This window comes from Desulfoluna sp. CYM3A (assembly GCF_056829965.1).
This window is the reverse complement of the sequence record NZ_CP186556.1, coordinates 3,404,086-3,424,297: the sequence shown is the minus strand read 5'-3', so window position 1 is coordinate 3,424,297 and position 20,212 is coordinate 3,404,086. Positions and strand designations below refer to the sequence as shown.

Genomic DNA, 20,212 nt, shown 5'->3' with positions numbered 1-20,212 from the left:
CTTCCCCCGGTGCCCCTTGAGTCTGAAGGTCCAGGATTCCCCATCGCTCTGGGTGGGGGCCATGCCCCCAGCCGGAGCGTTTCTTGAAGCCTTTGTCGTACAGGCCCCGGGCCAATGACGTTGATCAGGAGCCGGGGGTAGGGCCGCTGCCCGAGCCGTCGGCAAGGTCGGAAGGGCGCACATGGCACAGCTTGTTGTGACGTTGGGATTACGGTGTCTCGTCTTTTATGGTTTCAATGGGCGAAGAAGGCAAGCCTTCTATGGTCAAAATCGCCGGAAGAAGCATGCCTCCGGCGGCGAGGTGGAGCCACCTCGAAAGCTGATTGCCCTTGCTCTTTGTCCCTTGTTTCTCGAGACAAAGCGCAAGGGCGTTCGTCGTGGGCAGAGCCAGCCTCAATGGCTGGCGGTGGATTCACCTTTCGCCCAAGACCTGTTTGTCAAACTTTTTTAAAAGTTTAGCCCCGGCAGGGCCGCCGGAGGCTGTTTTTTGCTTTTAAACGCCGAAGGCGATTTTGTCGCCGTTGCCGAGGTAGTCGGGGGACGAGGAGCGGAACCGGGCGGTGCCCCTGATCACGGGTAGCCTGCCTCGATGAACTTGGCGGTGAGGTGTCCCGTGCAGTGGTTGCATCCGATTTTCTCAAAGCCCCATTTCCCAAGGGAGATGACCAGGTCATCGTATTTGGGTACCAGTCTTCAAAAGGGAGATGTGGAGGCCGCCGTAGATACCGTAGAACCGGTCGTTCGCGGTATTGAGCTCGGTGTGGGCCAGGTCGGCGAACTTCAGGATGCCCTGGTGGCAGCAGCCGCTGACCAGGACCAGGCCTTTGTCCTTGACGTTGAAGGCCAGGGAAATCTCCCCGAAGACCCGGTTGATGATGGGCACGTCGAACTTCAGGACAGCCATTCCGGGGATAAAGGGGTTCACCGCCTTTTTGTAGGAGGTCAGGGGCCCGGTGTGGCCGGAGTCCTTGATGTACTGGAGGCCCTCAGGTAGAAGCCGTCCTGGATAAAGACCGGGATGGTGGGGTCGTACTTCATGGTCACGGGAAAGCCCCAGAAGTGGTCCCAGTGTTCATGGGATATGAACAGGGCTTCGATCTCATGGTTTTGGAGCATCTTATCGATGCCCTCCCGTTTGAAGGCGGCGTCGGTCCAGGTGTAGGACCAGCCGTGTCCAAGGTACTTGTGGGTTTTGCCGTTTAGCTCCTCCACCTCGATGAGGCAGGGGTAGCCCCTCGTCTCCAGGGGTGCAGGGAGAAGCCTGCCCTGATCTTCCAGGCCTTTTCCAGATCTTTGGGGATCAGGTCTTTGATGGTCGCGATACCGCTCTCGTAGGAGCCCTGGGCGGTTCCCTTGCCGTTGCCGAAGGGAGGCCAGTTGAGGTCGTACTGGTTGACGAGGAGGCCGCCTGCCGCGTGGATGTCCCCGATGAGGTCGCCGTTGTTGAACCAGCTGGTTTCGGAGATGTTGGTGATCTTGACGCTTTTCAGCACCCCGAAGTCCTTCATGGCCCGGGTGGTTTCATCAGCCGCTTCTTGGCCATGGGGGAGTAGGAGTAGAGCCCCATGGTGGCAAAGGTGCCGGCGCATACGCCGGTGGCAGCCCCTTTCACAAAGTCACGTCGGGAAAGACCCTGTCTGTTCTTTTTTAGTCATGACACACTCTCTTTTCTTGAATCGTCACAGGGGCGCGTTGGCGCCCGTGGTATCATTTGATGATGGTGTACACCTTGGAAAACCAGGGAATGAAGTTGATGACGGCAAAGTAGACGGCCACGCCGCTGGCAATACCGGGCGAAGGCGAGGGAACTTCGGGTTGACTTGACATCATGGGCGACGATCTCGGCTTCCACCTCGGCCAGCTCCTCGGAGGTCTTGGGCATGGTTTTCCAGCCGGGCCATCCGTCCATGAACCAGACGTTCACCAGAAAGAGGTTGATGAGCCAGATCATGGAAATCATGGGAAACTGCTGTGGATGGGGGAAAATCCCTTCTGGGTCCCCAGGAAGAGGTGGGAGGTTTTGTAGTAGACGATGTAAACGAGCACCGCAGCCACGGCCGTGAGAACGGTTCGAAGGAACACGTTGATGGGGCGGCTGAACTTCGTGGGCCAGTTGTTGCAGTAGAAGGTGAGAAAAAGAGTGGGGCAGAGCCAGAAGATGGCCATCTCACCCTGATGTGGAGCCAGCGCCAGTCCGGGGCCATGAGGCGCCTGGTCCCTCGGATGGCGGGGCCCCAGGCAAGCTCTTCGCAGTAGTAGAGGAAGAAGGCCAGGGCTACGGCAATGGTGATGATGCCGAAGAAAGAGGCGGTGCTCGCAGCCAGTTGGTCTTGATGAGGTTAAAGGGGTAGCGCTCCCAGATGGTTTCATAGAGCCAGACTACCACGGTGCAGCACATGATCCAGGCGATGTGGAAGTTGCCGGAGACGGTGTTGGCGAAATCCTCCCAGTAAGGCGGGCAGATGGCGGTGAATTCTGCGAGGGTAGAAGAGGATGGCCATGTGGGAGTGCATGGTCAGGAAGTAGACGATCATGCTGAGGAAAAAGGTCACCGTGACGATGGTGATGCCGCGGGCGGGGCTGGGGAGGCTCTGCCAGGGAGCATTCTCGCAGGCCACGACCCAGCTGGGGCTCAGCCAGGAGGCGATGGCGGCAAACATCATGATGGCTTCGGCCGCATACTCGATGGAGTAGAACTCGGTGATGCCCATGCCGATGAGGCGCTCGGGGTTGAAGTAAGCGATGCCGAAGTTTCCCAGGATGTCCACGAAGAACACCTTGATGAGCAGGAACATGGCCGCCACGCTGAATCCCAGTAGGATGAGGCCCTTGACCACGGGGTGCGTGCGGTCGAGCCACGCCCTTTTGAGGGCCAGAAATCAAAGATATAGGCCACCCAGATAAAGAGGATGAGGAGCCAGCGGCAGACCATGTAGCCCACGTAAGGGGTGTACATGCGCATGATGCCCCGGGGATCCTGGAAGATCCACCAGGTGATGTAAAAGACAATGGCGATAAACAGAGAGTTGGCCAGGGCGGGCAAGGGGCCCTTCCACCTTTTGACCAGCTTTCTGCTTTCAAGATAACTGACGTCGGTTCGTTCCATTACGTATTCTCCTGTATAATCATGGTTTGTAACCGGCTGAAATCCGCGAAAGATGGGTGCCTGCTGCCGAAGGGCGCACCACTGGCGTCTTCGGCAGCTCAGCCTTTTTTCGCTTCCGCCTGCTTTTGGCGGGGCAACAGGGGCTGTCGGCACGGAGTCCTTAAAGGGCTTCAGCTGGAACGTGTGTTTCGTCAGGGGACCGGAGCGTTGCTGGCCGCTGGGCGCACCTCACCTGTCCCACGGGCGGTGGGTTGGGAGAAGGCGATATGCTCAGAGGGTTCGCAGGGCTCTTGGGTCGCGGGTTGCTATGACGGCGCAGCCCTTGGGGGTGGCGGGCTGCTTCGGTTGGCCTCCTGCCGTTTTCGGTTTACCGCTTTTTTCAGTTCGGCCGGAGAGAGGGTTGCCTGGTTCATCCCGTAGCCGATGGCCTCCATGAACAGCTCGGCCTCGGAGGGCTCATCGTCCTTAAGGCTGTCGGGGAACTTTTTTCAGTGGGATCTCCATGAGGCTTTTAAAAAAATCTCGTCTCTGCATGGCGGTATCGCTCCCGGCTCAAGACCAATCAGCGGGTTTGCTTTTTAAAAAACACGTGCCGCTCTTCAAGGCAGCTTTTGACAAGGTCGGCGGCCTTTTCCGAGTCGCGGGTTTTGAAGCAGTTGATAACCTCCACCCTGTTTTCTGAACATGGCCTGGAGGGCCTCGCTCGTGTAGTGGGGCAGGGTGGCGGAGAGAATATATCGATCCAGGTTCATCTCCTGGAGGATGAGGTGGTAGAACCGGTTGCCGCTCATATGGAAAGGCCCTTGCTGAAGTCGGTGAGGGCTTCGGTGATTTTATCGTTGTCCCGGTTCAGGATGGCGTTACTGAGGCGGATGATAACCTGCCGAAGGCCTTTGATCTGGCTCTCCGTGGCGCGTTCCACGGCCCTGGCGGCAACAAGGGGCTTGATGGCTTCAAGGGCCTCCATGTGGTCTTTCAGGACCTCGGGGCTGGTGTTGCCCCGCAGGCTCACCCAGTCGGCCGTGTCTTCGTGGCCTGTGACAAAACAGCCGCTGCCGGATTTGGGGCTTCACGCGGCCCCGTGTCTCAAGCTCGCGGATGGCTTCACGGATGGTGTTTCGCTGACATCGAAGAGCTCCGTGAGCTTGCGTTCCGAGGGCAGGCGGCTTCCTATCTTGAGATTCTCTTTTTGATCAAAGAGATCAGTTCGTCGGTTATGACCTTTTTTTGTTGCTCTTTCTTCAATTGGTTGGGCCTCTTTTGTAAATGGTTAACCAATTATCCTCCTTTTTAGGGTGTAGCACAAGGGTTTTTTGATGTAACGGTGTGATTTTAAAAGTGGTTGGGCCAATTTTTGGGTGGGTCAGGCCGGTTGCTGGGATGGAAGCCCAAAAGGACTGGGGCTTTGCCGCAAGGGGGGGAGGTATCGCGGCTCAATGGTTAACCTGATACAGGGTGAAGCGATGCCGCGCGTGGAGGCAGAGCCCCCGATCACTGCCAGGCGGAGCCTGGCAGCGGGAAGGTGGCCCTTGCCTATGGTCTTCATAATGGGCGTAGGCCATCAGCACATGCGAGGGCGAGGAACGAGCCCTGGAGCATGTGCAATCAGCGCTCAAGATGGCACACCTTGCCGCCGGAGGCTTTTTTTGTCTTTTACTGGTGCCGTGCCATCAGTCCGGTTACCGCTGCGTTTTGCAGTGGGCCAGGCCTTTGAGGAAGGCCGGGTAGAGGGCACCCAGGGCCTTGACGTTCTCTTCCGTAAAGGTATCCGGCCTGGAGGCACAGAAGATGAGGACGGTGGTGAGGATTCCCCCCTCATAAAAGGGCATGGCAAAATAGGAGCGGACGCCCATGGGGATGAAGAGGGCCCAGTCGATGGGCTTGATGCTTTCGGTGGTCTCGTTGAGGATGAGGTTGTCCAACCGGAAGTCCAGGATGTTTTCGGCAATGGACCCTTCGTAGGGGTGGGAGAAGCCGGGTTTAAAGGCGTCAAGGCCCGCTCCTTCGCCGTAGACCGTGACCCGGTTCCCGGCCACGTCCACGTCGGAGTAGATCAGGGCGTCGGCCAGTGGTGGCTGGGGCTGGTTTTTCAGGGTGAGAGTAAGAAGCTCAGAGATGCTCTTGGCCTCACCGATGGCCGCCATGGGGCCTGGGGTCGAGGGGGAGGGGCTTGCGTCCATTGCGGGTTGGGCTGCATGGGCCTGGGCAGTTACGTTGTGAAGGGAGAACCAGAGCATGTTGTGTCCCAGGTCCGACACCGCCCGGATGGAGGCCCTGGCGGAAAAGGGGGCGTCGTCCCGGAATCGGATGGCGATGTTTCCGTCCCAGCGTCTGTCGAAGATAAGGCTTTCGTAAATGTTTTCCAGGCAGGGCCCTGCGTTGTCTTTGAGAAGCGCGTTGAGGGTAGGTTCCAGGGCCTCTTCTTCGTCGAGGCCGAAGGCTTCCAGCAGGGCGGGGTTCACCGCGATGAGTCTTCGGTCGCTGAAGCTGGCCACAAAGACGGGGTTGTCAAAGAGGCTGGCCTTGTCCCCTATGGAGGATTCATCACGGTCTGCGGCAAGGACGTCGCTTACCAGCCGGGTTTCATCGGAGATGAAGCCGAAGCAGCAGGAGGATTTGCAGGGGTCGGGCCAGCCGGCCATTTTCAGCCACCGCATGGTGCCGTCCTCGGCCTTGACCCGCACCAGGGCCGTCGCCTCCCTGCGCTTTTTGATCTCCTTCATGAAGGCTTCGAACCGGGGCAGGTCCTTTTCCAGGATCACCGTGCGGGAGTAGTGCATGTTTTGAAGAAGCTGGGCTGTTTTTGCTCCCAGGCCCGGGACCCGGTAGTCGTTTATGCACCGGAGCTTGTTTTTGATGATGTTGATCTGCCAGTAAAAGGCGGATGTGGTGTTGAGGTAGGGGTAGATGTACTCTTCGGCCCTGTCCGCCATGGAAGGGGTCCCGTCAGTATCGGTGGTGTTGTGTGTCATAGGTCCTCGTGCCTCGGAAAAGGCGTCAACAGGTTATCGCCGTGACAGGGTATAAGACAGGCTGCCATGTCTTGTCAAACAAGGGCCTCTTTTAACCGGTGAATGATCGTATTCCACGTTTTTTCGATGATCAGCGCTTTTTGCAGGCGCGGATCGAGCATGGCGTGGATTGGGTACCGGGCACTAAGGGCTCCATGGGCGCAGCTCCTTTTGTCTGGTCTGGGTCCTTGCGTCGTCACAGGGGTGTTTTTTCGGTCGGGTCAGGACGAGGGAGCTAATGCCCTTGATGGCCGGAAGATAGAATAGACGAAATGATGAACGGTGGGCAAGGCGCAAGCGGTATTGGGATGGCTTTTTGTTTAAATCTGTGATTTACCTGCAAGGCTTTTAACCGGTGGCATCCCCGGGGTGATGAATTCCAGGGGGCCTTTGGATTATTTTTAGACAGGGATTTCCCATGAGCACATTTACGGCCTTGCCGTTGACCGAATCGATGATCAAGAACCTGGGGATCATGGGGTATGACGAGATGACCCCCATCCAGGCCGCGAGCCTGCCCCACGTGTTGAAGGGCAGGGACCTTCTGGCCCGGGCCAAGACGGGGAGCGGCAAGACGGCTGCCTTTGGCATCGGGCTGCTCCATAACCTTGATGTGGCACGTTTCAGGGTGCAGGCCCTGGTGATGTGCCCCACCCGGGAGCTGGCCGAGCAGGTGGCAGGCGAGCTGCGGCGCATCGCCCGCTTCAGGCACAACATCAAGATCGTAACCATCTGCGGAGGTGTTCCCTTCAGGCCCCAGCAGGTCTCCCTGGAGCACCAGGCCCATATCGTTGTGGGGACCCCGGGACGCATCGAGCAGCACCTGCTCCGGGGGACCCTTTCCCTGAAGCATCTCACCACCCTTGTTCTGGACGAGGCGGACCGGATGCTTGATGTGGGCTTTGAAGAGAGTATCAACGCCATCATGGATTATGTGCCGGGAAGGCGTCAGACCCTTCTTTTTTCGGCAACCTTTCCGGAGTCCATCCTGGGGCTGAGTCGCAGATTCCAGACCGAGGCAGAGCACGTGTCTGTGGATGTTGCCCATGAAGAAAATGCTATCTGCCAGCGTTTCTATGAAACAAGCTGGGACGCCAAACCCGAGGCCGTGGCCGGGATTTTGACGGCCTTCAGCCCGGCGTCGTGCCTTGTTTTCTGCAACACCAAGCTGCACTGCAAGGCCCTGGCCTCCTCCTTGCAAAAGAAGGGGTTTTCAGCCCTTTCCATTCACGGGGACATGGACCAGAAGGAGCGCACCGAGGTGCTGGTGCGCTTTTCCAACGGAAGCTGCCCCATTCTGGTGGCAACGGACGTGGCGGCAAGGGGCCTGGACATCAAAGGACTCGATGCGGTGATCAACCACGACCTCCCCTTTGAGACCGAGGTGTATGTCCATCGCATCGGCCGCACGGGGCGGGCCGGGGAGGAAGGGCAGGCCTTTTCCTTGCTGACCCCCAAGGAGAGGTTTCGCCTGAAGGAGATCAACGCCATGCAGAAAACCGGTTTCGAGCCGTTGGATGCCGCAGCCCTTCCTGTCATCGACGGCGAGGCTCCGGCCTCTCCCATGGTGACCCTTTCCATCAACGGCGGGCGAAAGAGCAAGCTCCGGCCCGGGGACATTTTAGGGGCCCTGACCAAGGATGTGGGCATCCCGGGAAAGGCCGTGGGCAAGATCGACTGCTTTGATTTTTATTCGTATGTGGCCATCCGTCGCAGCGAGGTCGATAAGGCAGAAAAAGGCCTTGCCGGGAAAAAGATCAAGGGACGGCAGTAGGTCCAATCACCGGGCACGAGCAGTAGGGGCACGGTGAAGAGCCCTTTTGGGCAAACCCCTCATGCAAAAGCCTCCGGCACAAGAGCCGGAGGCTTTTTTTGTTTATGGGATACCCCATGTATCGGTTTTTGTTTTTGGGCAAGCACGCCGAGGGCGTGTGCAAGGCGCCCTGTTAGTTATCGGCCCCCCAGCTTTTGTCCAGGTTATCCCACTCGGGCACCTGCATGATGGCTTCGCGCGGGTCAAAGGGAAATTTTTTGGGATCATGGGTTTGGACGCTTCACAGACTCCGGCCGTGCATTTTCGATGTTCTTAGGGGAAGTTGTTGCTCCTTGTCCGGGTACGCAGATTTCATCATGAGGTGGCGGGCCTTCATGATGCTCAACATGGGCTTGGTCGTAAACAGCTGGAGCATGTGGGGATCGACCTCCCCGCGCGGGTCGTTGTAGAGATCGTAGAACTCGGGTCCGCTGAGGCCGGGTACGGCGTTGCGCCAGTCCCGCTTGTAGCGGCCCTTGACCGTGGCGGCGAGTTCGTTCCCGGTGTAGATAAAGACGTAATCCCGCCTGCTGTGGGAGTCGCCGTTTAAAAAGAGCGCGGTCTGGTCCACCCCGTCGATGATGCGGTCCGTGGGGATGTACTTCGTGGCCCCTCCGAGACGGGCAAAGGTGGTGAACAGGTCGGTCTCGTGGATGATATCCCCCACAATCTGGCCCGGCTCGATCCGCGCGGGCCGGGCCATCGGGCGTGGGCGGTGGCGCCGCTAGCCCCCTTCAAGGAAGTCTCCCTTGCCCCCGCGATAGAGGGTCTCCACCATGCCTGGGGGACCGTTGTGGATCATGGGGCCGTTGTCGGACATGAGGATGACCAGGGTGTTCTCTTCAATACCCAGGGCCTTGAGCTCTTCCATGAGTTGGCCGACGTACACGTCTAAGCGCGCCAGGCCCTCCTGCAACAGGCCTGCAGAGGCCGTTATCTTTTCAGGAAATCCGGTAAAGGGCGTCAGCGTCACTGTCGTAGAAGGGTTTTTTTGCCTCTACATTTTTTTTCATGAACACGCTGAGCCGTTTCTGGGATTCGCCGTCCATGGCGATGTAGTCTTTCAGGTTGGGGGGCGTTCCCCACTCCTTCACCGGCCCGTCTTTCACCCCCTCAAGGGCCCAGAGTGTCTGTCCCTTGGGTCGCCAGCCCTTGTCGTGCGTAGGGGTCGTCCGGGATAATCAGGTGGTTGAGGCTGCCCAGCCAGATGCCTCCGGCTCGCTCGATGTAGGGGGTTGTGTAGGCTTGCGGGACCTGGTTGTAGGGGGCCCATAGTGCTTCGTCAAAGCCCTGCTTGTTCAGGTAGCTCGATTCAACATCCCCTAAGTGGGACTTGCCGTAGAAGGCCGTGGCGTACCCGGCCTGGCCCAGCACCTCTGCCATGGTCACCTCGTCAGCAGCCAGCCCGCCGTATTCGTAAGGGAACCCCACATTGTACATGCCGTTTCGCACGGCGTGCCGACCGGTCATTACCGCGGCTCGGCTCGGGGTGCAGGAGGGCTCGGTGTACATCCTGGCAAAGTAGATCCCCTCGGCCGAGAATTTGTTCATGTTCGGTGTTTCCCAGCCGCGGGTTTTCTGGATCTGGGGCTGCAATTTCCCCCTGCGCCGGTGTCGTCCCACATGATGTGGATGATGTTGGGCGGGGTGCCGTGTTTCTCCTTTAACTCGGCCAGTTTCTTGTCCAGCTCTTCGTCTTCAGTGGCCCATTTTTCACCGTGCTGCGCTTCCAGGACGTAGTATTCGGCGTCGTGGATGATCGCTTTGGATTTGGCCTTGGCCGGGCCGCAACAGAACAACACGGAAAGGCTTAAGGCAACAACCACGTTCAACAACTTGTGCCTGCTCATGGTCCATCCTCCTGTGCTTCGGATGATCGTTTATGTCTGTGGCGACGGTCTTATTCTGAAAGCATCACGCGGGCAGCGCATGCTGAAGGAGAGTAAGTGTCAAAAGGTGCAGGGAGGGGCGTCAGCAAGAAAATCCTCCGGGGCAAAGCGGGTGCCTTGAATACAGGACAGCGCATCTGTTCGCGGCACATCATTCCAGGGCGTGAACGGACAACGGGTGCAACTCGGCAATGAGAGATAAGGCGCTATTGGGGCTTGGCGACCTTACGAAGGCGACATCATAGGTGGCGTTCTGGATGGCGTGGTAATATTCCCCTTCCAGGGCGTCTTTCTCCTTGTTGTATTTCAGAAAATAACGTGATCCCGGGTAGTGCCTGTCTTGAAATTCAATAAACAGATGGACCCTGTTTTGCCGGACAGTCCAATTCGCCTTGTGGACATGGATGCTGCGGGGATTGAAATAGGACGAATGCATCGCCCCGTCGGGGCCGATATCGCTGATGGAAAGCCGATAGGGTGCGTCCTGCCTGACCCATTGCCCGTTGAGCCGCTGGGCCATGGACAGCTCCCTTGTCTCCGCAGACGATACCTTTACAGGGGTATGGACCAGGAACAGGGCAAGGACTGAGAGGAGCGCCATCAACCCGATGGGTGACATGTTGTTCGTTTCATCGCTGTTCGTCTCTTTTCTGGAAGGGTGGCTTGTGAAAGGCATGGGACCCTTGGGGATCCCCACGATGGCCGGGATGATGCGGTTCAATGCCTTGGATATTCTTCAGAACTGCAGGGGTAAATGAGGTGCTCTGCGTGAGGGTGGGTGTAAATTTTATAAATATTTACAAGAGTTTTTGGGGTATGTCAATGCGCTGGGGGACGACTGATGGGTGTCGGGACGTCGCTTACGGAGAGTTGATCCGTGCGAGGGCGTTGACCCTTTGGGGAGGCGGCATTGTCACGATCCGTCCATGCCGCCTTTGCTCCCTTCAGGTACCAGGCCTGCCGGTGCCCGGCGCAGGCCTTCAGCGCCCAGGTATCCCAGCCTGTTCCATGATAACCGTGGGCAGGCCTGCCGGGTTGTCGCCGCCGTCTTCCCGGTGGACAAACCCGAAGCGTGCGTAGAGGGCCCGTGCGGCGCGCCCTTCGGGTACCGAGCGGATTCAAAGGTCTGGACGACAGTGTTTTTTACCTGGTTGAGGCGGGCCAGAGCCTTTTCAAGGAACAGCGCCAAGGCCTCTTCCCCGATCGAGCCGGAAACAGCAGACCATGCGATTTCGTTGGTGTCCGGCGAGATGACAACGCCTCCGGCAAGGGGGGCGTTCGTCTCCAGCCGAAGGCAAAAGGCGTTTTCGTCTTTGATGGCCTGCTTCAAGGCGGCTTGGAACGAGGCGTCGTCGGCCATGGGCCCGAAGAGCGGCTCAACCTCCCGGGCCAGGGCGAGCCAAGCCCCAAGATCCGATGCGATGGCTGTGCGTACGTCGGTCATGCCTGTATCTCGCAGGCCATCTCATAATAGTGATTGGCGTTGAATTCGAATTCGTTGATGATATCGAGGCCGAGCTTCCGGGTATGCGCCGCGTGGGACCTCGGGTTGTTTTTGTTCACAAAGGTGACCAGCACCGGGTACCGTTTTGCCATGGTCTCTTTCATGAGGTGAAAGACGCTTTCCAGGACGCCCTGCCCCCTGAGGCGCTTGTCGACGCAGATGGGACCGTACTGAAAATCACCTCGGCACCCAGGCCATGGTAGGTCAGCTCGGGGAGCCCTTTGATCATGTGGGCGAACATGGGCCATACCGACCAGAATTCCCAGGAGGCCGCCATGGCGTAAGCCACCACCTCGTTGTCCTCCTTTGCAATGAACAGCCCCTGTTCCCGGGTGATCAACGCGTCCAGCTGGGCCTCGGTAAAGGGGGTGGTGACAAAGCCGTCCTTTTTATCTGCCTCGTCGATGGAGTCAACCTGGTACCTGATGAAGGCGAAACCGTTAGCTCGATATCCGATGGGTCAGCAATCTTTACTTCCACTGTCATTCCTTCCGTTGTTGCGTGTGTCCTGTCTGGCAATCCGGACGCAGATGGCCCGGCTTATCTCTGTATGGCTGTGCGGGCGACACCCTTCGGAAACAAAGGGGGGATTCGCCTGATTTAACCCGCATATTTCTTCAATACCTTAGAACCAGTCATGGAATAAACCTGTTTTTTGATGAAAAGCAGCAGGAGGTCAGGGGCCTACCCGACGTGATCGTTAGAATGTCGAAAAAAATTGATCTTGCTTTAAGTCCACGGTGGACCGTTTCCCGATGGACTCATAATTCTGCGAGAGCCAGGCCTCTGCAGTGGCGCGGCCCCGGTTTGAACAGGTCCGTCGAGATCCCCAGTCGCTGTTGAATTTGCTGGAGACTTTCAGGTCACACAGGATCCTGTCCGCCCGGATGGAGTGCATCAGCATGTGCTTCAGGCGGCCCTTGTACTCGTCTTTGAGCCAGCCTTCCTCTATGAGTTTGGTGATAAAGGCGATGGCCCGCAGCTCTTTGAGCAGGGAGGCGTTGAAGGTGATTTCGTTCAGGCGGTCCGTGATGTCGCTGGCGTCTGTGGGGAGTTCTTCCCGGTCCATGGGGTTGATGTGGATGATCACCACGTCCCGGGTGTCGGTATGGTAAAACAGGGGGAAAATTGCCGGGTTGCCCATGTAGCCGCCGTCCCAGTAGTGATCGCCGTTGATCTTTACGGCCTGGAACAGTTGGGGCAGGCAGGCCGAGGCCATGACCACATCCAGGGTGATCTCATCGGTGGTAAATATCCGGACTTTTCCGCTCCTGACCCTGGTGGTGCTGATGAACAGCCTGGTCTCCTGGCAGCGGTTCAGTACCTGGAAGTCCACGGCTTTGTCGAGGATATCCCGCAGGGGGTTGATGTTCATGGGGTTGAATTGGTAGGGAGAAAAGGCCCGGGTCATGAGCTCGAACATGTTGAATGAAAACGAGGTGTCCATGTTCCAGGTGCCGCTCCATGCCTCCCAGGGGGCCTGTTGCATCGGGCTCATGATGCGGGCGGTGTCGCTGATGGTTTTCCAGAAGTCGTACAGCGCCTGCCTGGCGCCATCGTCCCCGCCGACCATGTTGCCGTAGGCATACACCACAGCATTCATGGCCCCTGCGCTTGTTCCGCACAACCCGTCGATTCTCAATCGTCCGTCCTCAATGATCCGGTCCATGACGCCCCACGTGAACGCGCCGTGGGCCCCGCCACCCTGGAGGGCCAGGTTGATGGTTTTTTCATGGCTGCCATTTTTTTCCGGGATCGGGCATCCGCAGTCGTCACTGTCGGGGGGCTTGTTTTCCGGCCTGTTCATAGGGGCTCCTTATTTTTTGAAAGAGGCAAGGGATGGCCTTGCCCAGCGGCAATGGCGTCTTCGTGTGGCTCACGAGCGGTTTTTCGGCGATGAGTCCGTAGGAGATGTGGTGACAGTGTATTGATAAATGGGGGTGGTGTATTCTTGTATTTAATTTAACATGTTACTCGAGGCGTTCTCAACGCCTGCGAAAAAAAACCTTTCCGCTGTTTCCATGGATTACCCGAAGGGTGAGAAAACCGAGAGTTACATTTTGTGTCTTTGAACTATCTAATTATTCAGAGGGTAACTGCTTGTAACTATTTCCTATAAGTGCGTAGTTATTAGGGCTGGTGCAAAGGATTTTACCGAAGAGAAAAAGACCTTTGAACTGCCTGAGCCCGCAAACATCTTCCGTAGGACTCCTCCTCGGAACGCCCCAAGACGAACAAAAAAAGCCGCACCCTTTGAGAAAAAGGGTGCGGCTTTTTTGTGATGATTCAGGCGATACCGGTGACGGTTCTTAACCAACTTTCAATGTGGCACACCTTGCCGCTGGCGGTATGTTGCTTAATTCTTGACCTCTTATCGCTCGGGCTCCAGCTCTTTGAGGATATGGTCCGTCAGCTCTCCGAATCGGGGCATGGAGCGGCGCCGTGGGCGCTCTAAGTCCACGTCCAGTGTGTTTCGAATCCTTCCCGGGCTTCCGGTCATGATCACGATGCGATCGGCCAGGAAGACCGCTTCGTCCACGCTGTGGGTCACCAGGACAATGGTTTTTCGGGTCATCTCCCAGACATTGAGCAGCCTCCGTGCCGGAGGAGGATGCGGGTGTGGGCGTCCAGGGCGCCGAAGGGTTCGTCCATGAACAACAGGTCCGGGTTGGTGGCCAGGGCCCGGGCAATGGCCACCCGCTGCTTCATGCCCCCGGACAGCTCATGGGGGTAGGCACCGGCAAAGGGTGTCATGCCCACCATGTCAAGGAACTCCATGGCCCTGCCGTGGCGGGTCTCCTTGTCCGCACCGGCAAACCTCAACCCCGAAGCCACGTTGTCACGGGCCGTGAGCCAGGGAAACAGGGAGTATTCCTGGAACACGAGGCCGATGTGTTCACACGGTTTGATGACAGGGGCGCCGCGGTAGTCCACCGTGCCTTCGGTGGCCTTTTCAAGGCCGGAGGCGATGCGCAGGATGGTGGACTTGCCGCACCCCGAAGGCCCCACAATGCAGGTAAACGAGTGCTCCTCCATGGCCAGGTTGACGTCGGTGACCGCCGTGACGGTTTCTCCGCGCCTCGTGGTGAAGGTTTTGGACAGGTTCTCTATGGTGACGATGTTCTGTGGTGCATGGGTCATGGGTTGGACTGCCTTTGCCAGCTGAATTTTTGCGTTTCAATGCGGTGAAAAAGCCTGTCCATCAGGGCCCCCACAACGCCGATGGAGACCATGCCCGCGATGACGATATCGGTTGCGGCCAGGGTAAAGGCGTGGGTGATCATGTAGCCGATGCCGGACAGGGAGCCCGGGAGCATCTCTGCGGACACAAGGCACATCCACGCGATGCCCAGGCCAATGCGCATCCCGGTGATGATGGACGGCATGGCAGCCGGAAGGAGCACCCGGGTAAACACCTGGGCCTCACTTGCCCCCAGCACCCTGGCCGAGTCGATGAGGGTGGGGTTGACATGCCGTACCCCGTGGATGGTGGAGGTGAGGATGGGGAAAAATGCGCCGATGGCGATGATGAAGAGCATGGCAAAGGTGATGTTGTTCAGGGTCACGAAGAGCTGGCCCGTCTCCACTCCCGTGAGGGTGGCCAGGCTGGATACGCCGAACCATGCCATGACCAGGGGGACCCAGGCCAGGGGAGGGATGGGGCGGAAGAGGTTTAAGAACCCGTTGAAAAATCGAAAGGCAAGGGCGTAGTACCCCATGACAATGCCTAAGGGCACGGCGATGAGGGCCGCCGCCGAGTATCCGATGAGCACGCGTGTGAGGCTCACCAGGACGTTGTCTATCAGAGAACCCATGCTGATGAGATCATGGGTGGGGTGGGCCAGAAGCCCCGCCACCTGGTCCATGCCCGGCAGGATGACCTGGTTGGCGATCCGCTGGGAGAGAAAGGCCCAGGCCAGGGCAAAGAGGGCCGGGGCCAGAAAGGGCAGGGAAAGGGATATGACGTTTTTTTTCATGTTGATTCCAGACATCTCACCAAGGGCCGTGGTGCTGTTTTTTGAGCTGAATCGTTACAGGCCTTGTCCCAAAAAGCGGGGAACAAGGCCTGTGGCAACCCGAATGCTTACTTTTTGACAAAGGAAAAGTCATAGAGGAGGGGCGTTGCGCTCTTTAAATCCTCCCCTTTGAGCACGCCGCGGAATTTGTTCATGCGGTTGAGCATGGCAAGGAAGACATCTTCTCCTTTGAGCCAGTTTTCCGTGGGATCCGTGGTGTAGATGATGGATGATTTTTCAACGGCCTTGGCGGGCACGCCGATCCATTTTGCTGAAATCTGAGCGGTTTCCGCCTTCTCGGCATTGCACCAGGTGGCGGAGGCTGCCAGGAGGTCTGTCATGGCCTGGACCACGGCGGGGTGCGATTTGATGAGGCTGTCGCTTGCGCCCAGGGCGCAGCAGGGAAAGTCTGTCCACTGGCCTTTCGGGGGCAGGTCCCTTGAGTTGAGGGCAACATGGCCGACCTCGCGGAATTCTGCGACGGCAGGGTGGGGGGCAGGGCCAACCCAGCAGTCCACCTGGCCGCTGACCAGGGCGGGGATGAGGTTGGCCGTGGACTTCAGGTCCACCATGAGGATGTCCGCGTCGATGTCGTTGGGGTTGCCCGTGGTGGTGAAGCCCGCCTCCCGAAGAGCCCCTTCAAAGACGATGCGGGGCGCGCTGGTGGGGGAGTGGTAGCCGATTTTAAAGGGCACCTTGGAGGCCTTGATGGCAGCAGCCACCTCGTCGTACCCGCTGATGGTGCTTCCCTTGGGAAAGACCATGCTCAGGCCGTCTACATGCAGGGGGCAGAGCATCTTGACCTTGGTGCCTTTGTCGATGCCGCTCATGAAGGCTGTGCTTGAGGCAAGGCCTAAGTCCAGTCGGTTCATGGCAAAGAGGGTGGATGTCTCGGATCCGTTTTTGGAGACAATGAAGTTGATGACGGCAAGGGGGGTGCCGTCGGCGGCCATGAGTTTGTATTTCTGCTTGGGCACCATGGGGGCAAGGTACGCACCGCATTCTTTGAAGGCATCTCCCCTGTCGGCGGCAACCATGAGGGGAGTGTGGTGCGTGGTGAAGATGTATCCCATGTAAAGGCTCGGGATCTTTTTGGGGGCCGCGTAGGCTGCGGATGCCAGGCACAGGGCCACGATCAGGGTGGTCATGGCTGTTCTGGCAAGGGGTCGTGCAAGGGGACGGGTGTTCATCGGTATGCCTCCGGTCATGGTGCTTTGGTCCTTGTCTCACATGGATAAAGCGGGGTGTTTGTTTTTTCGGGCTCTATTGCCCCTTTGGGAGCATGCGAGACAGCTGAACCCGTTTTCGGACTGGGGACCGGTGGGGTTGCTGCACGTGGTTTTAAAGGGGAATTGCCCGTGGAATGGGAAGGAAAATAGGAAACTCGGGAAGGGAAGTCAAAATGCTTATATTGATGTTCTGTTGAAAACCGATAGGAATTTTCAATGATGATGCGGTGAAGGGAGCTGCTTTGACGGGAGCCGCTGGGAGGGGAGTGAACCTCGGAGTTACGGTATCAGGGGGTGGTCTTGGAGCGGCTGCGACGTTTTCGTCTCTGTTTCTGGCGCCTGATTTTTTCGGCTGCCGCATCAACCCGTGATGTGCCGTTGAGGGTCTTGTCGATTTTATCCACAAGGAGCCTGAGCCCCAGGAACCGGTTGAGGGTTTGGGACCGCTTGGCTCCGTATTTGACGATGATCCCCGTGGGACGGTGCTTCAGGTGAACGCAGGAGGCCACCTTGTTGAGGCGTTGCCCGCCCCGGCCCGATGAGCGGATGAAGGTCTCTTCGATGTCTCCGGGTTTGATCCCCAGGGCGTCCATCCTTGCCTTCAATTCTTTGAGTTTTTTATCTCCCGGCCCCATGGTGTCCTGTGCGTATCTGGCGTTGTTGTGTGGGGGTGCCTTTTCCGTACCGTTTACGGGGCACCCCTTCTTCAGTCCGTGACCGCGCCCAAAGGTACCTCGTTACAGAGCGCCTTCCACAACGGCGCCGACTCCCTTGATTCTGGCGATGGATCCATTGCCGGGACAGGCCACGGTGAGGTTGCCGTCCCGGTCTACGGCAATGCCCGTGGGTCTGCTCAGCCCCTCGGCCACCAGGGTTTTTGTTCCGTTGGGGCAGATGCACTGGATGGTGCCGTGGGAACCTTCGCAGCATACAGCTTTGCCGTCTTTGACGGCAGACCCGGTGGGTCCGCAGCGGCAGGGACTGTGCAAAGTTATTCGGGTACATCAGGATCACCTGGCCGTTTTCCGGGTCGGCGATATAGAGGTTTCCGCGCGCGTCGCACTGGCGACGGGGGACGGGGGGGCCTGGACCGCTTGGTAAGGAGATCTTCGCGGCCGATGCCCGCGGGCCGGAGACGTGTCGTCGGCACGGCAGGCTGGTGAGATGGACGTAAGGGCAACGGTAAGTCCCAGGAGAAAACAGCAACGTGTGGCAGTGTGTGAATAACTCATCTTTGTCTTCCTCGTTTCATGGTCTTGCCCGGATACTTCACGAGTCGAGTGTTTCCATCGTCAAGGCGTAAGGGCTGCAGATGTCGCGTTTTATCTCATCGCCAGGATTCGATGGTTTTCTCATGAAAGATCCAGGTTGGGTTGCTTCCTTACATACAATGTGGTGTATTGATACGTCTAATATATGTTTGTGTAGTGATTCATATGAATTTCAAATCGATCTTCCCTTGAGGCAACCTCTCTCGTTGGGCTTCTTCAAAGGGAGCGAAGGAGTAATTTTGTATGGAACTGAGGCAACTGAAATACTTTCTGGCCGTGGCCGAGGAGCTGCATTTCGGCAACGCGGCCCGTCGCATGAATATCTCGCAACCCCCCTTGTCCCAACAGGTCAAGCAGCTGGAAGAAGAGCTCGGGGCAAAGTTGTTTGAGAGGACGAGTCGGTCGGTGGCCCTGACCCCGGAAGGTGTTTTTTTCAAGGAAGAGGCGAAAGCCATCCTGGAAAGGCTGGAGCGGGCAGGCGATACCGTGCGGGCTATGGCCCGTGGTGAGGAGGGGGCGCTCTCCATCGGCTTTGTGGTGATCATCAACCAGAGCCTGTTGCCGGAGGTGATCCTGGACTTTCAGCAACGGTTTCCGAAGGTTCGGCTGGAGCTCAAGGAGATGACCACTTCCTGCCAGCTGGAGTCGGTAAGGAACGGGAGTCTGGATATCGGGTTTATCCGGTACCACAATCAGGACCTGAGCGGGCTCTGCAAGAAAACATACATCAAGGAAAACTATGTTCTGGCCCTCTCGGACCGGCATCCCCTGGCCAGGCGATCAAAGATCAGCCTGGGTGAGCTCACCGACGAGCCCCTGGTCATGTTCAAGCGAGACAACCTGCCGGCCCTGTATGACGAGATCGTTCAAACGTTTACCCGGGCCGGGATGAGGCCCCGCATGGTGCAGGAGACCAACCGGCGCCTTACGGCCATAGCCCTTGTGGCCGCAGGCATGGGGGTGAGCCCGGTGCCGGAGTCCACCCGTCGCCTGGGGCGCGAAGGGGTGACCTACCTCCCCATCGTGGAATCCTTACCGGAGATTGAGGTGGCGGCGGTCTGGGCAGACAAGGGGGGCACCAGTGTTCTGGACTCTTTTGTGGCGGTTATGGAGTCGCATCGCCACCGGGACTGAGGGTGCCCCAGCCACCGACGGTGCCCGCTGCAAAGAGGCCTCCCACGGTTAGGGCGGCAGCGGACATGACCACGAACCTCGGCGCGATGGGGATGGAGGTCACCACAACCCCTGCAATGACGAGAACCTCGGGAATGAGAACAAGGCCCCTGAGGATATAGATTCCGCTGATGATGATCAGCATCTGACGCAACCAGGGCAGGCGTCTGACGGTTCCGGCCCCGGACAGAGCGTAGAACCCGAACAGGATCAGGAATCCGCTCACGAAAAAACTCGTTCCTATCAAGGCGGTTCTATTGCCCACAAGGGTCTCCGGGGCTCCGAAATAGAGGCTGATACCGGATATTTCACGAGTCGAGTGCACCCATATTCAAGGCATCAGAGCTGCAGATGTAGTGGTTTACCTCAAGGCTCTGATAACGCAGAAGATGGGTGCACTCGGCTCGCCCGAAGGGTGAGAAAATCGAGCAGACAACCGTGAAGTATCTTTTGTGTTTTTGATCTGTCTGAATTTCTAACAGTAAGAGCCTGTAATAATGATTAACGGCTTCGGTTTGTCGTTTTCTCATGAAATATCCGGGAGAGGGAGGGGGAGAAGGCTATCCCTGCTTTAAAAATCGCCAGTGCAAACTGGAGGATACCCGATGCAAGCAAGATCTTCTGTGTCGTTGTCATGGATGCGGCTCCCTGTGATGTTTTTTGCTTGGCTCTCCTTGATGAAGGCAGGAGAGTCATTTTTTTATGTGCTCATAAAACTAACATGTTAACTCAGTATGGGGTAATGGTGTGTCCTGAATAGTTAACTTTCTTATTGCTTGACCTTCAGATGTCAGGGATTTGCCGGATTTGTTGTTTTTGAGGGATGTTCCTTCATGGGTGATAGCTGCTGCCGATGCCCGACGGGTCCTGTGAGTATTCCAGAAATATAACGTGAATGACGCATTTGATTTCTGTCTGCGATTAATGATTGATTCGTTAAATAATCTATGTTAGTGCTTACGAGAAATAGTTAAGTTCGCTTTAATGTCCTGTGATGCTTTTTATGTCCAACCTGTTTAAATGCTGCTTTATCTATTGCAGCCCTGGGGGCGCTCGGTGTCCCCTGTTTCGCGGATAACATGTCTGATGCGAAATTCTCCGCGAGCCTTAATGAACCCTGCGGTTTTATATCCCGGATTAAGATAAAAAACCTCCCGGCAGACTTTCCTGATGCCTTGCCATGAAGGCTCCTCGCCCCGG

29 protein-coding genes and 1 pseudogene are annotated in these 20,212 nt (G+C 57.5%); 3 read left to right on the top strand and 27 right to left on the bottom strand.

What is annotated here, in order from left to right:
- The first annotated feature begins 181 nt into the window (after window positions 1-181).
- Window positions 182-451, top strand: a complete 270-nt coding sequence (locus tag ACOYW1_RS17575; protein WP_482419073.1) for a hypothetical protein — start codon at window positions 182-184, stop codon at window positions 449-451.
- Window positions 452-493: 42 nt separating this feature from the next.
- Here ACOYW1_RS17575 and ACOYW1_RS17570 read toward each other — a convergent pair whose 3' ends face one another.
- The 10 genes and pseudogenes from ACOYW1_RS17570 to ACOYW1_RS17525 form a co-directional block, all read right to left on the bottom strand.
- The gene (locus ACOYW1_RS17570) at window positions 494-628 is read right to left on the bottom strand and encodes a hypothetical protein (protein WP_482419072.1); all 135 of its coding nucleotides are present in this window, start codon (window positions 626-628) and stop codon (window positions 494-496) included.
- A 42-nt stretch (window positions 629-670) separates the two neighbouring features.
- Entirely contained in the window at window positions 671-925 is a 255-nt protein-coding gene (locus ACOYW1_RS17565; protein WP_482419071.1) for a hypothetical protein, read from the bottom strand.
- Window positions 926-942: 17 nt separating this feature from the next.
- A complete protein-coding gene (locus tag ACOYW1_RS17560; RefSeq protein WP_482419070.1) occupies window positions 943-1,212 on the bottom strand; it encodes a hypothetical protein in 270 nt (89 codons plus the stop codon).
- Window positions 1,200-1,508: a hypothetical protein gene (locus ACOYW1_RS17555; protein WP_482419069.1), complete on the bottom strand. Its 309-nt coding sequence runs from the start codon at window positions 1,506-1,508 to the stop codon at window positions 1,200-1,202. Before ACOYW1_RS17555 ends, ACOYW1_RS17560 begins: the two co-directional genes overlap by 13 nt.
- Window positions 1,505-1,627: pseudogene (locus ACOYW1_RS17550) on the bottom strand (twin-arginine translocation signal domain-containing protein); the annotation flags it as partial. The pseudogene ACOYW1_RS17550 and the gene ACOYW1_RS17555, both read right to left, overlap by 4 nt.
- A gap of 80 nt (window positions 1,628-1,707) precedes the next feature.
- Entirely contained in the window at window positions 1,708-1,830 is a 123-nt protein-coding gene (locus tag ACOYW1_RS17545; protein ID WP_482419068.1) for a hypothetical protein, read from the bottom strand.
- 126 nt (window positions 1,831-1,956) lie between these two features.
- The gene (locus ACOYW1_RS17540; protein WP_482419067.1) at window positions 1,957-2,166 is read right to left on the bottom strand and encodes a hypothetical protein; all 210 of its coding nucleotides are present in this window, start codon (window positions 2,164-2,166) and stop codon (window positions 1,957-1,959) included.
- 200 nt (window positions 2,167-2,366) lie between these two features.
- Window positions 2,367-2,837, bottom strand: coding sequence for a hypothetical protein (locus tag ACOYW1_RS17535; protein WP_482419066.1), 471 nt, complete (start codon window positions 2,835-2,837; stop codon window positions 2,367-2,369).
- Between the two features lie 1,056 nt (window positions 2,838-3,893).
- Window positions 3,894-4,118 carry an FCD domain-containing protein gene (locus tag ACOYW1_RS17530; RefSeq protein ID WP_482419065.1) on the bottom strand — a complete coding sequence of 75 codons (225 nt, stop codon included), beginning with the start codon at window positions 4,116-4,118 and terminating at the stop codon, window positions 3,894-3,896.
- A gap of 667 nt (window positions 4,119-4,785) precedes the next feature.
- On the bottom strand, window positions 4,786-6,078 hold the full coding sequence (locus tag ACOYW1_RS17525; protein WP_482419064.1) for a PAS domain-containing protein: 1,293 nt from the start codon (window positions 6,076-6,078) through the stop codon (window positions 4,786-4,788).
- A gap of 457 nt (window positions 6,079-6,535) precedes the next feature.
- On the opposite strand from ACOYW1_RS17525, the gene dbpA reads away from it, so the two are divergent.
- Window positions 6,536-7,891: an ATP-dependent RNA helicase DbpA gene (gene dbpA / locus ACOYW1_RS17520; protein ID WP_482419063.1), complete on the top strand. Its 1,356-nt coding sequence runs from the start codon at window positions 6,536-6,538 to the stop codon at window positions 7,889-7,891.
- A 280-nt stretch (window positions 7,892-8,171) separates the two neighbouring features.
- Here dbpA and ACOYW1_RS17515 read toward each other — a convergent pair whose 3' ends face one another.
- From ACOYW1_RS17515 to ACOYW1_RS17440, 16 genes are all read right to left on the bottom strand, one after another.
- A complete protein-coding gene (locus tag ACOYW1_RS17515; protein ID WP_482419062.1) occupies window positions 8,172-8,597 on the bottom strand; it encodes a hypothetical protein in 426 nt (141 codons plus the stop codon).
- A 57-nt stretch (window positions 8,598-8,654) separates the two neighbouring features.
- Window positions 8,655-8,846: a sulfatase-like hydrolase/transferase gene (locus ACOYW1_RS17510; RefSeq protein ID WP_482419061.1), complete on the bottom strand. Its 192-nt coding sequence runs from the start codon at window positions 8,844-8,846 to the stop codon at window positions 8,655-8,657.
- Window positions 8,847-8,871: 25 nt separating this feature from the next.
- A complete protein-coding gene (locus tag ACOYW1_RS17505) occupies window positions 8,872-9,039 on the bottom strand; it encodes a hypothetical protein (RefSeq protein WP_482419060.1) in 168 nt (55 codons plus the stop codon).
- A gap of 4 nt (window positions 9,040-9,043) precedes the next feature.
- Window positions 9,044-9,481: a sulfatase-like hydrolase/transferase gene (locus ACOYW1_RS17500; protein WP_482419059.1), complete on the bottom strand. Its 438-nt coding sequence runs from the start codon at window positions 9,479-9,481 to the stop codon at window positions 9,044-9,046.
- Complete coding sequence (locus ACOYW1_RS17495; protein ID WP_482419058.1) at window positions 9,478-9,780, bottom strand: hypothetical protein; 303 nt, start codon at window positions 9,778-9,780, stop codon at window positions 9,478-9,480. The genes ACOYW1_RS17500 and ACOYW1_RS17495 overlap by 4 nt, the downstream gene beginning before the upstream one ends.
- A 190-nt stretch (window positions 9,781-9,970) precedes the next feature.
- Complete coding sequence (locus ACOYW1_RS17490) at window positions 9,971-10,540, bottom strand: hypothetical protein (RefSeq protein WP_482419057.1); 570 nt, start codon at window positions 10,538-10,540, stop codon at window positions 9,971-9,973.
- Window positions 10,541-10,732: 192 nt separating this feature from the next.
- Window positions 10,733-11,263, bottom strand: coding sequence for a hypothetical protein (locus tag ACOYW1_RS17485; RefSeq protein ID WP_482419056.1), 531 nt, complete (start codon window positions 11,261-11,263; stop codon window positions 10,733-10,735).
- Window positions 11,260-11,427 (bottom strand): hypothetical protein, encoded by a 168-nt coding sequence (locus ACOYW1_RS17480; protein ID WP_482419055.1) that lies wholly within the window; start codon window positions 11,425-11,427, stop codon window positions 11,260-11,262. The genes ACOYW1_RS17485 and ACOYW1_RS17480 overlap by 4 nt, the downstream gene beginning before the upstream one ends.
- The gene (locus ACOYW1_RS17475) at window positions 11,424-11,663 is read right to left on the bottom strand and encodes a hypothetical protein (protein ID WP_482419054.1); all 240 of its coding nucleotides are present in this window, start codon (window positions 11,661-11,663) and stop codon (window positions 11,424-11,426) included. The genes ACOYW1_RS17480 and ACOYW1_RS17475 overlap by 4 nt, the downstream gene beginning before the upstream one ends.
- A gap of 360 nt (window positions 11,664-12,023) precedes the next feature.
- A complete protein-coding gene (locus ACOYW1_RS17470; RefSeq protein ID WP_482419053.1) occupies window positions 12,024-13,130 on the bottom strand; it encodes a patatin-like phospholipase family protein in 1,107 nt (368 codons plus the stop codon).
- Window positions 13,131-13,694: 564 nt separating this feature from the next.
- Window positions 13,695-13,898 carry a hypothetical protein gene (locus ACOYW1_RS17465; protein WP_482419052.1) on the bottom strand — a complete coding sequence of 68 codons (204 nt, stop codon included), beginning with the start codon at window positions 13,896-13,898 and terminating at the stop codon, window positions 13,695-13,697.
- Entirely contained in the window at window positions 13,895-14,464 is a 570-nt protein-coding gene (locus tag ACOYW1_RS17460; RefSeq protein WP_482419051.1) for an ABC transporter ATP-binding protein, read from the bottom strand. Before ACOYW1_RS17460 ends, ACOYW1_RS17465 begins: the two co-directional genes overlap by 4 nt.
- Window positions 14,461-15,300: an ABC transporter permease gene (locus ACOYW1_RS17455; RefSeq protein WP_180143624.1), complete on the bottom strand. Its 840-nt coding sequence runs from the start codon at window positions 15,298-15,300 to the stop codon at window positions 14,461-14,463. The genes ACOYW1_RS17460 and ACOYW1_RS17455 overlap by 4 nt, the downstream gene beginning before the upstream one ends.
- 107 nt (window positions 15,301-15,407) lie before the next feature.
- On the bottom strand, window positions 15,408-16,529 hold the full coding sequence (locus ACOYW1_RS17450; RefSeq protein WP_482419050.1) for a CmpA/NrtA family ABC transporter substrate-binding protein: 1,122 nt from the start codon (window positions 16,527-16,529) through the stop codon (window positions 15,408-15,410).
- 326 nt (window positions 16,530-16,855) lie between these two features.
- Complete coding sequence (locus ACOYW1_RS17445) at window positions 16,856-17,203, bottom strand: peptide chain release factor family protein (RefSeq protein ID WP_482419049.1); 348 nt, start codon at window positions 17,201-17,203, stop codon at window positions 16,856-16,858.
- Between the two features lie 102 nt (window positions 17,204-17,305).
- Complete coding sequence (locus ACOYW1_RS17440; protein WP_482419048.1) at window positions 17,306-17,557, bottom strand: hypothetical protein; 252 nt, start codon at window positions 17,555-17,557, stop codon at window positions 17,306-17,308.
- A 525-nt stretch (window positions 17,558-18,082) separates the two neighbouring features.
- On the opposite strand from ACOYW1_RS17440, the gene ACOYW1_RS17435 reads away from it, so the two are divergent.
- Complete coding sequence (locus ACOYW1_RS17435; RefSeq protein ID WP_482419047.1) at window positions 18,083-18,973, top strand: LysR family transcriptional regulator; 891 nt, start codon at window positions 18,083-18,085, stop codon at window positions 18,971-18,973.
- Here the strand turns inward: ACOYW1_RS17435 and ACOYW1_RS17430 are convergent.
- Window positions 18,945-19,238: a hypothetical protein gene (locus ACOYW1_RS17430; RefSeq protein ID WP_482419046.1), complete on the bottom strand. Its 294-nt coding sequence runs from the start codon at window positions 19,236-19,238 to the stop codon at window positions 18,945-18,947. The genes ACOYW1_RS17435 and ACOYW1_RS17430 overlap by 29 nt on opposite strands.
- Window positions 19,239-20,212: the final 974 nt, after the last annotated feature.